Origin of the sequence: Methanolobus profundi, assembly GCF_900114835.1 — an archaeon.
Lineage (GTDB): Archaea > Halobacteriota > Methanosarcinia > Methanosarcinales > Methanosarcinaceae > Methanolobus > Methanolobus profundi.
Genome location: NZ_FOUJ01000001.1, coordinates 270,786 through 284,371 on the forward strand (window position 1 = coordinate 270,786; position 13,586 = coordinate 284,371).

Genomic DNA, 13,586 nt, shown 5'->3' on the forward strand with positions numbered 1-13,586 from the left:
GATCAGCCTTCAAAAAAGAGAAGCTATGCTTGTTGCATGTCATGCAGATCTGTTATCAGAGAAAAAGGTGTTATTGTGCAAGGAGTTCCTTGTCGAAGTTCTCGATAAGGTCATTCATCTTGTGGTACCATTGGTCGATGGTCTTCCTTATCATTTCTTTGACCATTACCGGTTCGATAGCCACATATTCATAATAATAGCCGCCTATGGATATTGATCTTGTTTCTCTATACACCAGGCCTGCGGATATGAGATTCTGTAATGAACGATATGCTGTACTTCTTTCGCGTCCAAGGAGCTCTCCAAGTCTTTCTGCGGTCATGGCGCCATGCTCCAGAAGTGTCTTGTATGTATTGATGTCAAGTTCTTTCAGACCAAGCACGCATTTTGCCATATCTTCGCATTTACAGTCTGCTCTCAGCATTTCAGGTATAGAACTTGCCATATTTTCTCCTCGTAGTTCACAGAATGATCTTTCCGGCTTTGTTGTATAATTTGCACAAAACCGATTAAAGATTGCGTCAATTATATATATAGTTTGCCAGAATCTCCTTTTCCTTGACAATAATACCTGAAGATGAGCGTTCCAGTCTTCCACTGGACACGGATGAGGTTATCTATCATCCTGATATGATCCGCGCCAATGAGTGGGTTCTTACTGAGTATGAGCCACCTGAGAGAAAACTCTGTATATTTGTCCCCTGTGCAAAGAAAAAACCCTATCATGAAAGTCCTTCACACAAGATATTCGACAAGGTCATATTTGGTATGCTTGAACCTGAGCAGGTGCATGTTGTTGTATTTGGTACATGTGGCATAACTCCCAGGGAGCTTGACACTGAGTATCCTTTTATGGACTATCAGTTCATGCTTGGTAAGTGTAATGTGGCAAAAGTAAAACGTGATTTCATAAAAATGGAAAGCCAGCGTCTGTCGGAGTATCTTATGAAGACACAGGATACTTATGAACATCGTGTAGCATATTGCATTGGAGACTTCAGAAAAGCTATGGAAATGGCTGTTGAGATGTCAGGTGTCGATGTTACTATTGTCCCTTGGGAGGAGACCATTAGTTCACATATGCAACCAGGAAAGAAGTTCATCTATGGGAGTCTTAATCAGGCAAGTTACCTTCAGGATCTTTCTGATGCTATTGCTCTAGCTCTGGGGGAAGATGTTCAAAAGACCGTCACAGATGAAAGTGGTCCGGAAAAGCATACCAATGATAATGATTGGTATCTGTTTTAAGAATAGTATGAAAAAGTAATACTAGTGGCTTTTGATGCCACTATTTAATCTAGATATGGGGATTGCGCGAGTACAGACATACCATTGTCTGAGATATTGAGTACTCTGACCTCATTGATCGTGCCTGATCCTCTCATCTTCATGATGTATATAGAGCGTTGAAGGTTGTTACCTGCAATTATACGATCAAGTTTTATAACTGAGTCTGCACCATATTCTACCATCTCGTCCAGCCCGAACATTGCACCTACAGTTATCACGGATGTAACATCATGTTTACGGAACACACTGAAAACATCATCAATGAGTGTCCTTAACTTGTAGTTTGACTCAATGGCCAGGAAAAGAGCTTCCACTGAGTCAATGAATATGCGTGTTGGTTGTATGTCCTCTATCTTGCTCTCGACCAGCTTCTTGAAGCTCTTTATGAGCTCTGATGGTGCGATCTCAACACTTTTCTGAAGTCGAAGGCTTGGATCTGTTATATCTACAAAAGTGAGGAGTCCCTGGTCAACGTATTCTTCCAGATTCAGATCAAAAGAAGTTTTCATCTCCCTTACGATCGATTTTGATTCCTCTGAGGTGATAATGCACATCACTTTTTCACCCTTCTTGGCTCCCTCAGCAATGAACTGCGTCCCGAATATAGTTTTACCTGTACCAGATTTTCCTGATACGACATTTGCAGTTCCTTTGAAGAATCCTCCACGCAACATCTCGTCCAGCCCGGGTATACCGGAATTCACTCTCTCTGATGGGTCAGCATCTGTCATATATAAACCACCTGTTGATATCTAAAGTTCAAAATATATCCCAAACTTCTTGATCATACAGCTATAATTATGTATTCTATTGAAAAGTATATGATAATTACCATCTGTATCTTTTCGAATATTGTTTATTATGTCATCCTAATATAAAAAATCACGTATTTAATTTTGTTAGCTTCATTATGCGGCCACGGGAATCCTAAAAAGCAATTGGGCGTGAACTATTTGTATCATAGTGACCAAGTCCTTACTTATAAAAAAAGATACAAGATACCTTTTGCTTTTTGTTGATACAAGGGAGATAATAATGACATCAAGAAATGATCTGAACAGGGAAAAGAAAGAGCTGCTGGATGGCGTCGTATCTGGTAGTATCTCATTTCATAAGCTTGACAGCCTGACCGATAAGGACACTGCTGTCATGATAAGAAGATTAGCCCTTGAAGAGGGCCTGGAGTTCAATTTTGATCATATACAGAATTATTCCATAGATGTTGAGAATGCGACAAAGAAGAACATCGAGAATATGATAGGTGTTATCCAGATCCCTCTTGGTGTGGCTGGTCCTCTTAAGGTCAATGGCGAGTTTGCAGATGATCTGTTCCAGTTACCATTAGCTACCACGGAAGGTGCTCTTGTTGCCAGTGTGAACAGAGGATGCTCGGTAATCACCCGTTCAGGTGGTGCTAATGTCAGGATATTCCAGGATGTTATGACAAGAGCTCCTGTATTCAGGCTGGAGAATGTGATAAGGGCAAAAGAGTTCTATGACTGGCTTAATGATCCGTCTGTTCTTTCACGTATGAAGGCCAAGGCTGCAGAGACCACTCGCTTTGGTGAACTGGTTGATGTGAAGGCATTCGTTACCGGTAATACAGTGTATGCACGATTTTCATACAATACTAAAGATGCCATGGGAATGAACATGGTCACAATTGCCACAGATGCTGTTCTAAGCCTTGTACAGGATGAGTTCGGTGCGATCCCTGTGTCCCTTTCAGGTAATATGTGCACGGATAAGAAACCAGCAGCCATCAATAATATACTTGGCAGGGGTAAAACGACAATTGCAGATGTTACTATTCCTGCTGAACTTGTGGAAGAACGTCTCAAATGTAAGCCAGAGACTATGGTAGAAGTGAACTATAGAAAGAACATGCTTGGTTCTGCAAGGGCTGGATCACTTGGGTATAATGCACATGCTGCAAACATCATAGCTGCAATGTATATTGCCTGTGGACAGGACCCTGCTCATGTGGTAGAGGGTAGTAGTGCCATCACTACTATGGAGCTTACACAATATGGTGATGTATATTGTTCTGTAACTCTTCCATCCATGGCCATAGGCACTGTAGGTGGTGGAACGAACCTGGGACCGCAGCGTGATTGTCTAAGGTTGCTTGGTGTAAGTGGATCCGGTGCTCCGCCTGGTTCCAATGCAAAGAAGCTTGCAGAAATAATCGCTTCTGCCGTGCTGGCCGGCGAGATATCTCTGATCGGTGCACAGGCCGCTGGTCATCTTGCTAAGGCCCATGCAGAACTTGGAAGGTAATGTAAAAAAAGGATATTGAAAGATCATTGATACAAAGGGTGTTTACCCTTTGTCTTTTTGTTTATTATTTTTTATTTCCTGTCAAGGAAGTACGCAACTGCAAAGAACGCTACTGCAGCAAAGATAATTACTGTCCAGTTTGATGTTCCGGTATTCTCGAATTCAGGACTGTCTGCTTCGGCTGATACCGCACTGCCTGTCTCACCAGTATCTTCAGTACTTGCAAATCTATCCTCTTCATTGTCCTGGATACTTTGTTGTTGTTCATCTTGTGCTGTTTCAGTTCCTTCATCGTTGGCCGGGATGATGTTGAGATCAGTTTCTCTCTCATCATTGTCATTCCTTTCTGTATCTTCTGTGTTTTCAGCGATACTGATGATGGAGTCGAATGTAACTGCCGGTACTTCCTGTCCATTCTCATCACCGAGAACTACGTTTGTTAATCTGAGCTCGCAGGGTCCATAGTTATATTCTGTTGTCAGTTGAATGGTGCAAAAGACACCTTCATCTGAAACGGTATCTCCCATTATTATGGAGCTGTAGATCATTGAAACAGTGCCCTCCTGTTCATCAATGATGCCTGGGTTGAACATCACTGCAGAACCACTATTTGCAAAGAAGTCCCCCTCTTCGATGCTGTTGATAGTGATCAGTGTGTTATCATATTCCAGATCGAACTGCAGAGCAGCAACGGGTGTATCTGGTTTGACATGAACTTCCATAATGATGTCTTCTCCCGTTCCCACCGTTTGCGAAGATGGTACTATGCTCACGCTTGCGGAAGCATTTGCGATTCCGGGGAGGAGGAGAAGACACAATGCAATAAGCATTGTATATGTTGCTATCCTTGACACTGGCGCATCCACAGATATCATCAGTCCTATTCCAGTTTGACCCTGGCCTTTTCCAAAAGCACGGAACACTCGTCCATCTTTGCTGCTGCCATCCTGATATCTTTGGCAATATCTTCATAGCCTGCAGCTTCTATTTTTTCGGCCCAGTCGGTGAAACTTGTGCTGTGGCTATCGTTGTGTTCTATCCAGTGGCCGATAAGATGTTCAAGTTTTGGTTTATCGAGTTCCATGCTAATAAGCTCCACATATATTCTGTTCTATTTGCATTTATATCTCACGTGGATCTGTGATCTCGCCTGTGAGGGCAGAGGCTGCTGCGGTTGCAGGTGATGACAAATATATAAGTCCGCCAGTTCCCATTCTTCCTTTGAAGTTACGGTTAGCTGTTGAAATGCATGTCTCTCCCTTGCCGATAACTCCCATGTGTCCTCCGAGGCATGGTCCGCATCCTGGTGGACCGACCACAACACCTGCATCAAGTAGGGTTTCAATGATGCCTTTTCTGACAGCTTCAACAAGGACGTTACGGGATGCCGGAACCACTATTGTCCTGATGGCAACCTTCTCTCCTTTGAGGATAGATGCAGCTACTTCCAGGTCCTCAAGTCGTCCATTGGTGCATGTACCTATGAAAGCCTGGTCAAGCTTTGTAGGTTTGATCTCGGATATGTCCTGCACATTATCTACCTGATGTGGGATGGCTATCTGTGGTTCAAGTTCAGTTGCATCGAAATCATATTCTTTGGAATATACTGCATCCTCATCAGCATATACTGGTTCATATTCTTCGCTTGCAATATTCTCAAGGAAGTCGAATGTTGTCTTATCCGGTGGGACTATTCCTGCCTTCCCTCCCATCTCGATCGCCATATTACTGAGTGTCATCCTTCCTGACATAGAAAGTGCCTCGATGGTACTTCCATAGAACTCAGCAGCCTTGTATGTTGCACCGGCAACTCCAAGTGTTCCGATTATCTTGAGAATAAGGTCCTTGGCATAGACTCCATTATTCAGTTTTCCTTCAGCTGTTATTTTGATACTTTCAGGAACTTTGAACCATAGCTTTCCTGATGAGAATATCTCAGCCATATCTGTGGCTCCTACTCCTGTACCAAATGCTCCGAAAGCACCATAGGTGCATGAATGTGAATCCGCTCCTACAATGAGCTTTCCGGGTAATGCAAATCCGTTCTCCGGGAGCAGTTGATGGCAGATACCTTCACCGACATCGTAGAAGTTCTTGATGCCCTGGTCTTTGATCCATCCTCTGATCTCCTGCTGTAGTCCGGCTGTAGTATCCGTATTTGCTGGTGTCAGGTGATCGAATGGTATGATTATCCTTTCAGGGTTCCATACTTTCTCTTCTTCCATTTCCCTGAATGCGTTCACGGCAAGGACGCTTGTACCATCATGTGCCATTGCAAAATCAACATCAGCTATTACAAAATCATTCGCCTTAGCTTCTTTTCCTGAAGCACGGCTGAATATTTTCTCGCTTATAGTGCTCAAAAGATTAACTCCATTAATTAATGTAATAAGGATCGGGGTTGTTAAATATCCCTTTTTAACTTAAAATCTTCGATAGGGATGATCGCTCATAAGGGATGTTATAAAGTTCCCTGTAAAAAAGGTTTTTTGCTGCACAAAGGCAGCAGATAGAAATGAATTATGCCAGTCTCTTGAGTTTCTCAATATTATTGAGAATATAACTGCTTTCCAGAAGGATCCTCTGCTCGATGCTCTGGACGATCTCATCCAGCGGAGTTACGAGCTTGTAGAGTTTGACAGGTCTTCCTTTACCTTCGGTCTTTTTTTCTTCCCTTATGTCTACCCAGTTGTTGTCTTTAAGGTATCTCATTGCGATACTGACCTCAGGTTGCCTCAGGTTCGAGTTCTTTTCGATCTCGCGGGAAGTAATCTCATCTCCGCATGAGAGGCAGGCGAGAGTTAAGGCCACAGGTCTGTTAATATCTAATTTCCTTAACAGCTCTACTATCTCATACTCTTTTTCACTCATGCCACTAGGTTTTTTCTCTCTCATATAAAATCACCAGATAATATGTAATTAATATCGTTTTGATCTCGTGTTTTCAGGATATTTGATCAAAAAGGGGGGAGCTTTTCATCAAAAGTGTGCTCTTGATGCGGAGTCTCTCCTTTGTGTATATCCTTGATCATTGTAATGACTACTAATTACTATTATAGTAATTTATTATATATTAATATTCTTTATATTAAAATAGTAAGTCCATAACATCTATTTTTTATAATATATTATCTACTGATCTTTACGGAAAGCCCATGTCTTGTCCTGAAAAAGTGATGTAATGTATTACCTAGGGCATATTCGGGCATTGAAAATGTTCCCGTTTCAATACAGTCTTCATTTGAAATGGAATAATGCGTTTGGAATAGCAAAAGTAAAATTAACAATCATTAATATTGTACATTCAAATCGTAGCAATAATGATAATTAATAGATATTGATAATATATGTGAAAAATAGATGAATGGTGGGCCCGCTGAGATTCGAACTCAGGACCTCACGGTTATCAGCCGTGCGCTCCACCTAGCTAAGCTACGGGCCCACATTGCGTGTGTCTCGCATGATGCTCTTCATCACGCGACACTCCAAATACGCATGCAGATACTTTAAGGTTTCGCTCGGAAATGGGGTCTGCGCATAATTTTTTCAAAATGTTAATTTTAGCTACAGGTTTGCAGCGATAGGTTTATGTTGGATAATGTTCTGTATGGCTTGATATTCTGGGCTGGTAGATCAGGGGAAGATCGCTACCTTGGCATGGTAGAGGCCTCGGGTTCAATTCCCGACCAGTCCACTCATCTTTTTTCTTAGATCTGCAGCATTGTAGTGACTTTGCTATCGTGTGTGTATATTTCTCTTCTTACAGGGCGCTGCCTATGTTTTTCTTGGGACCTGCTTGAAAATAAGTAAATAAAAAAAGGTAAGTGATCACTGATGCCTGGTCTTCTTCGCTCAATTATGGGTACAATTGGACCATTTCATTGCTTCCGTATGTTGTAGGAAGTATGAAATCTGCATTTGCTGATGCTCCAGCTTCTGGTGTTAAGACCATGTTCACTGTAGCTCTGGGCTCAAGGTTAAGTCCTGAAGATCTCAGCGTAGACGAAACATTTATTGATCTTAAGGTCGTATATCCTGTATTTACAGATGATTGGGATGCCGTTGATACATAGACCACAACAAGATCCCCTGTGGTAAGCACTGGATGTATCTGTGAAAAGGAATCATCTTCGTCCCTTATGTTGTCTACTGTGAAGTATACTTGTGAATTTACATAGGTTACATTTATTTCTGCATCACCCAATGTTGAGGTTTCTGTAAGGAGCTTTTCCAGGTTTGCTGTTGCATTAGTGGTACTAATCCCTGACATGTTCCCTTCAAATTCCGGACTTGGTGCTCTGCTATTTGTATTTCCTGCGTATACCAGATTGTTTGTCCTGTATCCATCTGTGATACTTATTACAACCTCTTTAAGGTCAACGGGCTCACTTGCAGCATTCAATCCCATTGTTATTTTTATGAGATCAAGGGTTGTTGCCATGTCTGTGCTGCTGTTCTTTGCTCTGTATCCTTCTATTTTATGGACCATAAGATTGGATGAAACTTCTTTTGTCGCTTGTTTTCCAGTTGCCTGAGCTTCCTGTTGAAGAACTCCGGACGTTTGGATCAAAACAGCAGCAGCAACGGCAGCTACCAGTACCATTGCAATAAATATTATAAGAGTACCGATACCTATCTGGGCTTTAGTGTCGGGTAAATGTTTTTTATTAATATCAAGGATATACATAAATTATCACCAGTGATCATTAGTCATGTTGTAGTAACAATTGCACATTTATGTACTATATTTATATATTATATATAATTTTGCATAGACTTGAAATAGTATGTATGAATTTTTCTTAATTGTGAATGAAAATAGTGATGTGATCGTTACTTCATCTTTTCATTACTCTTATATATCTTGAAGTGACACTCTGAATTATTGTCATAATTCGTGATTATGTTCTTCTGATGTGTAGCAATTATGAAGTGTATTAAAGAAATGAATGGTGATCATGTGAAACGGATATTATTCCTTATATTGCTCTTCTCTCTGCTTGTAAGTGGTTGTACCGATTCCGATACCTCCCAAAAGGTAGAGGCAGGGGACTATGTCTCAGTGAATTATACTGGCAGTCTGGAAGATGGAACTGTGTTCGATACTTCTATTGAAGAGGTCGCAAAAGCAGAAGATGTTTACAATCCTTATCGGACCTATGAACCTTTGTCCTTCATAGCTGGTGCCGGTCAGATGATACAGGGTTTTGATGATGCTGTAATGGGTATGGAGATCGGTGATAAGAAAACAGTTACCATTCCTCCGGAAGAAGCATACGGTGCTTATTGTCCTGAGCTTCTGATTCCTTTGCCAGTCGATGATTTCCAGTCTGTAAATATTACTCCTGTGATCGGCCAGAAAGTCACATATCAGGGCCAGGTGGGGACCATTGTCAATATATCTGATGTGAACGTGACGATCGATTGTAACCATGATCTTGCTGGAAAGCCCCTGATCTTTGATATTGAACTGGTAGCTATAGAAAAAGCCTGAATTGGTCTGCACATGGAAAAAGAAGAAAAGATCGTTGTGATCCTTATGTGCATGGCTTTGCTGTCATTGGCAATAGCATATGTAACATTTTTCTCAGGAGAGAGTGAAGGAGATGTGATGTCATTCAGTTCTTCTTCTCTTCCTGGTGATATTGTGCAATTTGAGGGTGAGGTATTCTCAAAACACTTTACTTATACAGGCGGTCACCTTCTGCTGGATGTTGACTATGGTCCTGGTGTTGTATCGGTTTTTATCCCTTCGAATAATGGTGCAGATGATGTAGATTCAAGGCTGGTCGAGGGGGATCTTGTGTCTGTGAGGGGTTCTGTGCAGGAATATGGGGGAGAACTTGAGGTAGTGGTAATGGCTGGTGAAGATGTTGTTGTTCTTTCCTGATGTATCTCAAAAATAATTGATGTGTCGGTAAAGATATATGCAAAAAATGACCTCATACTAGAATATGAAAGCCTGTATCATGTGCGGCGGAGAGGGGACTCGGCTGCGTCCATTGACATTTGCCAGACCAAAACCAAGTATTCCTATTTTGAACAAGCCTTCTGTGGTTCATCTGATAGAGCATCTTGCAAAAGAAGGTTTTACTGATATTGTTATCACTCTGGGGTATATGGCTGATAAGATCGAAGAACAACTGGGTGACGGACGTATATTTGGTGTTCATATCGATTATGTTTATGAGAAGGACAAACTTGGTACGGCAGGTGGTGTCAAGAATGCTGAGAAGTATCTGCGCGATGAGCCTTTCATAGTGCTTGGTGGTGATCATGTATTGAACCTGAATCTCAGGGAGATGCACAGGTTCCATGAAAGTACGGATGCCCTTGTCACTATAGGGTTGTTATCAATTGATGATCCTCGTGAGTTCGGTATTGCTGATATGGATGTAAATAACAGGATACGCCGCTTTTTAGAGAAGCCAGGTCCGGGTGAGATCTTCAGTAATCTTGCCAGTACTGGTATATATGTTTGTGATCCGGAGATATTCGACTGGATCCCTGAGAATACAAAGTATGATTTTGCAAAGGACCTTTTCCCGGATATCCTTGCCAGGAAACGGATAATAAATGGTATACTTGCAAGAGGGAGATGGACCGATGTAGGTAGCCCTCAGGCTTACAGACAGGCTCAGCGCTGGATGCTTGAAGCTTTGCCCGGTACTACTATCGAAGGTCATTTCAAGACCAAGGATGCCCGTATTAAAGGACCTGTGGCTCTTGGGCACAATGTATCGGTAGGTTCTAATTCAGCTATTGTAGGTCCTATCGTAATAGGTGAGAATACTACGATCGGTGATAATGTCCTGATCGGTCCATATACAACAATTGGTTCCAACTGTGTGATACATAATGATTCAAGGATCCTTTCCTCTTATCTGTTCAATGGTGTTGTCATAGGGAAGAACTCAAATGTATCTGGGTCTGTGATCGACAATGGTACTACTGTGGGTAGTAACTGTAGTCTTGAGAATGGCACTGTAATTGGACCTGATGTCGTGATCGATCATGATGTAACTGTCCACTCCAATGTAAAGGTGTGGCCGGAGATATCTATACCCTCCAGCACACGTGTCAAAGAAGATATTCTGAATGAATCTTATATGTGATGCAAACCTTGATTATACAAGGTTGGGTCTATGAACAAGATCAAAAAGTGGATAATTGTATCTTTACTTATCAGCCTGATCTCCGGGTTGATAGTTGTCCTTTTTACTTTTGACTCGGATACTCTGTCTGCTTTGATGGAGCTCAAAACAGAATATTTAATTGCTGCTGCCATAATTCATTCTCTCACATATGTTATATGGGGTATGCGGACGCATTCTCTTTGTAAAGCTCTTGGTTATGATATAGGTTATATGCGTTCCATTGAGATCGTGACCTCTGGTACACTGGCTGCCTCAATAACTCCTTCATCTCTTGGTGGTGAGCCACTTAGGATCCATTTGCTCTATGGGGAGAAGATGCCGCTGGGTAAGGCAACTGCCGTAGTTCTTGGAGAAAGGGTACTTGATGGTATCCTCATACTGGCACTGGCTCCGATATCTATCTACATCATACGCGGTGTTCTCAATGATCCTGTTTTTGATGCGATGTTCTTGTTTGCAGAAGCAGGATTGATTTTCATACTTTTTCTTATTTTGTATGCTCTATGGAGGCCAGATCCAACAAAAAAGGTAGTATATTTCTTTGTGCGAAGGGTGGCTCCCTTATTAGGAAAAAAGACAGACGCAGCTCTTGAGAAGGTCATTGACAGGGTTGACTCAGAACTTGAGCATTTTCATGATAGTATCTCAGTATTGATGAATGAGGGTAGAAAGGGTCTTTCATATGGTATATTCCACACACTTGCATTCTGGTTCGTAGATTTCTCAATGCTATATGTGATACTGGTTGGGTTGAACCAGCATCCAGATCCAATAATCGTCTTTGCGGCACAGGTGATCCTGATGATCCTTATTGTAATACCGGCAACTCCTGGGGCAAGCGGTATTGCTGAATTTGCTGGGACCACTGTATTCTCCTTATTCGTTGCATCGTCTGTTCTTGGTATAGCAGTTATTGCCTGGCGGGCATTCACTTTCTATATGAATCTCCTTGTTGGTGGATTCGTCAGTTTCAAGATACTGAAAGATGCAGATTTCATAAAAAATACTTGAATTGAATGGTCATACTGATCAATCAATTCATCAAAGGCTTATGTATGGAAGAATCTCTTCATTGCCAGTCCTTTTTACAATATCCTCTTTGTCCGAGAATGGTATGTTCTGGTGTATTTTGACTGCCTGCTTCTTTCCAATTCCGGGTAATTCCTGTATGAATTGAATGGGTGCTGTATTGATGTTAAGGGGATATGGGATCCCAGTTACTGACCTGTGTCCATGGCGTGTTACAGTAACATCTGTAAATGTGTTAAGTGGCATATTTGCAGGAATTCCTATCAATAGTGGATATGATCCCAGTTGTCTTCCAAAGCACATCTTTCCATCATTGACCTCGCATATTACGTCCTTTAGTATTGTTCCAACAGGTACTACTTTCTGGAGCATTGGGAGGTCTATATCCTTCCTTATCTTTTCTTTGTATTTGAGGAATATCTTCTTGTGCTTTCCTACAAGTTCATCATTCCCGTACATTGGAGTATCCGGGAATGCCATTACCTGCCTTATATTGATCCTGCGTAGCAAGAGGTCTGAGTCAAGGATGCTTTTTAGGAAATCATAGTTCAAATCGAATGTCTTTTTAGATTCTCCTATTAGTCCATGTACTATATTGAGTCCCGGGAGAAGTTCAGGCATACCATTGTTACCTCTGCTTCTTCCTATCTCATTTATTATTCTGATAGCTTCAAATACATCATCTGGCATTGCCTTCAGGTTATTTGCCTTAACAACGTTAGGGTCTGCACTTTCCATTCCAAGGGCAGCTACATCTCCTGGTGTATGATATTTTACGATCGTCTTCAGTATGTCCTTACAGGGTTCGGGATATGTGGCTATGGTTCCTGGGTTTGCATTATCCATGTGCAGCACTTTTAGTTCCGGTGCTACGTTCCTTATCCCTTTGTAGAGATTCAGGATAGCAAGGGGGTCCGGTTCTGGTATATTGCCTCCTGTGTCCTTTGCATGGTAGCTGAGTATATCCGGTTGCCTGCCGATCCTGAAGTTTCTGGCTCCTCTTCCATACAGGCTGGAAACTTCTAATATTACGTCTTCTATCGGCCGATAATCTGAGCTTCCATAAGATGGTTCTGTACAGAATGAGCAATGTCTGTCACGTCCGCATCCTCTGTATGTCTCAAGCTCGCACATGACATTGGGATAGTCTGAATGTTGCTCGATAATGAAGGCACCTTTTACTGCCCATCTTCCTATCTCTTCGACCGATCTGGATCTGTGCTCGATATCTTCCAGGTCTGATGTGTGTTCAGCAAGCATATCAAAGACGAATGCTTCAATATCCTTCTTGCAGATGATCGCATTCGTGTTATCCAGCAGGCTGCTTTCTGCTTTTTTCCCTCCTTCCATTGAGAAACCCAGCCTGATCGGTCCGCCCAGTATGTTAGTTCCGTTGGATGCATTGAAAATGCTCTCTATCTCTCCGAGGCTTATTGGTGTTGAACGCAGGTATTTTCCAGGGACTGTCATGCCTGCAATTATTATCGTGATATCTGCTTTTTTTATGATCTCTGAGACCTTTGTAGGGTCTATGCGGATCTCATCGATAGTTGAATAGGATATGTCCTTTTCCTGCAGTCCTCTTTCCCTTAAAGCTCCTGCAATGTATCTGATATATGGGGATATATAGGGCGGAACTCCGAAACATGCAGGTTCGTCCACATATCCGTCAATTATTATTGCTCTCATGGTCTGTGTGTAGTATATATTAAAATATCTATCTCTAATTATAGCTATTATTTTATAGTTATTATTTATTGTATATTTATGTGCAATTTTTGTTGATGCTGTTTTTCTTTTGCTGGTTTGCAGATATTTATGTGTGTATCT

General features: G+C 41.7%; 14 protein-coding genes and 2 tRNA genes. 7 read left to right on the top strand and 9 right to left on the bottom strand.

All coding sequences use genetic code 11. The features are described 5' to 3' along the window. Window positions 1-70: 70 nt before the first annotated feature. Window positions 71-445 (bottom strand): helix-turn-helix domain-containing protein, encoded by a 375-nt coding sequence (locus BM008_RS01440; protein ID WP_091932150.1) that lies wholly within the window; start codon window positions 443-445, stop codon window positions 71-73. Window positions 446-558: 113 nt separating this feature from the next. Between BM008_RS01440 and BM008_RS01445 the strand changes: the two genes are divergently transcribed. Then, a complete protein-coding gene (locus BM008_RS01445; protein WP_091932152.1) occupies window positions 559-1,248 on the top strand; it encodes a DUF5591 domain-containing protein in 690 nt (229 codons plus the stop codon). Window positions 1,249-1,292: 44 nt separating this feature from the next. Here BM008_RS01445 and BM008_RS01450 read toward each other — a convergent pair whose 3' ends face one another. Continuing rightward, window positions 1,293-2,021, bottom strand: coding sequence for an RAD55 family ATPase (locus tag BM008_RS01450; RefSeq protein ID WP_091932155.1), 729 nt, complete (start codon window positions 2,019-2,021; stop codon window positions 1,293-1,295). Between the two features lie 304 nt (window positions 2,022-2,325). Here BM008_RS01450 and hmgA point away from each other — a divergent pair, with 304 nt between their 5' ends. Then, window positions 2,326-3,570 carry a hydroxymethylglutaryl-CoA reductase (NADPH) gene (hmgA, locus tag BM008_RS01455; protein WP_091932157.1) on the top strand — a complete coding sequence of 415 codons (1,245 nt, stop codon included), beginning with the start codon at window positions 2,326-2,328 and terminating at the stop codon, window positions 3,568-3,570. Between the two features lie 71 nt (window positions 3,571-3,641). On the opposite strand, the gene BM008_RS01460 is transcribed toward hmgA, so the two are convergent. The 5 genes from BM008_RS01460 to BM008_RS01480 form a co-directional block, all read right to left on the bottom strand. Next, window positions 3,642-4,493 (bottom strand): cohesin domain-containing protein, encoded by an 852-nt coding sequence (locus BM008_RS01460; protein ID WP_218146676.1) that lies wholly within the window; start codon window positions 4,491-4,493, stop codon window positions 3,642-3,644. Then, entirely contained in the window at window positions 4,451-4,654 is a 204-nt protein-coding gene (locus BM008_RS01465) for a DUF8180 domain-containing protein (protein WP_091932163.1), read from the bottom strand. The genes BM008_RS01460 and BM008_RS01465 overlap by 43 nt, the downstream gene beginning before the upstream one ends. 37 nt (window positions 4,655-4,691) lie before the next feature. Continuing rightward, the gene (locus BM008_RS01470) at window positions 4,692-5,933 is read right to left on the bottom strand and encodes a 3-isopropylmalate dehydratase large subunit (protein ID WP_091932167.1); all 1,242 of its coding nucleotides are present in this window, start codon (window positions 5,931-5,933) and stop codon (window positions 4,692-4,694) included. A 157-nt stretch (window positions 5,934-6,090) separates the two neighbouring features. Continuing rightward, window positions 6,091-6,465 (bottom strand): MreA family transcriptional regulator, encoded by a 375-nt coding sequence (locus tag BM008_RS01475; protein WP_091932169.1) that lies wholly within the window; start codon window positions 6,463-6,465, stop codon window positions 6,091-6,093. A gap of 470 nt (window positions 6,466-6,935) precedes the next feature. After that, window positions 6,936-7,012 (bottom strand) — tRNA-Ile (locus BM008_RS01480). 180 nt (window positions 7,013-7,192) lie between these two features. Between BM008_RS01480 and BM008_RS01485 the strand changes: the two genes are divergently transcribed. Continuing rightward, window positions 7,193-7,264 (top strand) — tRNA-Ala (locus tag BM008_RS01485). Window positions 7,265-7,426: 162 nt separating this feature from the next. Here the strand turns inward: BM008_RS01485 and BM008_RS01490 are convergent. Further along, entirely contained in the window at window positions 7,427-8,257 is an 831-nt protein-coding gene (locus tag BM008_RS01490) for an archaellin/type IV pilin N-terminal domain-containing protein (protein WP_091932172.1), read from the bottom strand. Window positions 8,258-8,530: 273 nt separating this feature from the next. Between BM008_RS01490 and BM008_RS01495 the strand changes: the two genes are divergently transcribed. From BM008_RS01495 to BM008_RS01510, 4 genes are all read left to right on the top strand, one after another. Beyond that, the gene (locus tag BM008_RS01495) at window positions 8,531-9,064 is read left to right on the top strand and encodes an FKBP-type peptidyl-prolyl cis-trans isomerase (protein ID WP_245747803.1); all 534 of its coding nucleotides are present in this window, start codon (window positions 8,531-8,533) and stop codon (window positions 9,062-9,064) included. A 12-nt stretch (window positions 9,065-9,076) separates the two neighbouring features. After that, entirely contained in the window at window positions 9,077-9,460 is a 384-nt protein-coding gene (locus BM008_RS01500) for an OB-fold nucleic acid binding domain-containing protein (protein WP_091932174.1), read from the top strand. A gap of 64 nt (window positions 9,461-9,524) precedes the next feature. Further along, window positions 9,525-10,685, top strand: coding sequence for a nucleotidyltransferase family protein (locus tag BM008_RS01505; RefSeq protein WP_091932177.1), 1,161 nt, complete (start codon window positions 9,525-9,527; stop codon window positions 10,683-10,685). 30 nt (window positions 10,686-10,715) lie between these two features. Next, window positions 10,716-11,738: a lysylphosphatidylglycerol synthase transmembrane domain-containing protein gene (locus BM008_RS01510; protein WP_091932180.1), complete on the top strand. Its 1,023-nt coding sequence runs from the start codon at window positions 10,716-10,718 to the stop codon at window positions 11,736-11,738. Between the two features lie 30 nt (window positions 11,739-11,768). Here the strand turns inward: BM008_RS01510 and BM008_RS01515 are convergent, their stop codons facing one another. Then, window positions 11,769-13,445 carry a radical SAM protein gene (locus BM008_RS01515; protein ID WP_091932182.1) on the bottom strand — a complete coding sequence of 559 codons (1,677 nt, stop codon included), beginning with the start codon at window positions 13,443-13,445 and terminating at the stop codon, window positions 11,769-11,771. Window positions 13,446-13,586: the final 141 nt, after the last annotated feature.

Coding starts and splice junctions, on each gene's coding strand:
- BM008_RS01440 (WP_091932150.1), bottom strand. CDS start 445: ATGGCAAGTTCTATACCTGAAATGCTGAGAGCAGACTGTAAATGCGAA.
- BM008_RS01450 (WP_091932155.1), bottom strand. CDS start 2,021: ATGACAGATGCTGACCCATCAGAGAGAGTGAATTCCGGTATACCCGGG.
- hmgA (WP_091932157.1), top strand. CDS start 2,326: ATGACATCAAGAAATGATCTGAACAGGGAAAAGAAAGAGCTGCTGGAT.
- BM008_RS01465 (WP_091932163.1), bottom strand. CDS start 4,654: ATGGAACTCGATAAACCAAAACTTGAACATCTTATCGGCCACTGGATA.
- BM008_RS01475 (WP_091932169.1), bottom strand. CDS start 6,465: ATGAGAGAGAAAAAACCTAGTGGCATGAGTGAAAAAGAGTATGAGATA.
- BM008_RS01490 (WP_091932172.1), bottom strand. CDS start 8,257: ATGTATATCCTTGATATTAATAAAAAACATTTACCCGACACTAAAGCC.
- BM008_RS01500 (WP_091932174.1), top strand. CDS start 9,077: ATGGAAAAAGAAGAAAAGATCGTTGTGATCCTTATGTGCATGGCTTTG.
- BM008_RS01505 (WP_091932177.1), top strand. CDS start 9,525: ATGAAAGCCTGTATCATGTGCGGCGGAGAGGGGACTCGGCTGCGTCCA.
- BM008_RS01510 (WP_091932180.1), top strand. CDS start 10,716: ATGAACAAGATCAAAAAGTGGATAATTGTATCTTTACTTATCAGCCTG.
- BM008_RS01515 (WP_091932182.1), bottom strand. CDS start 13,445: ATGAGAGCAATAATAATTGACGGATATGTGGACGAACCTGCATGTTTC.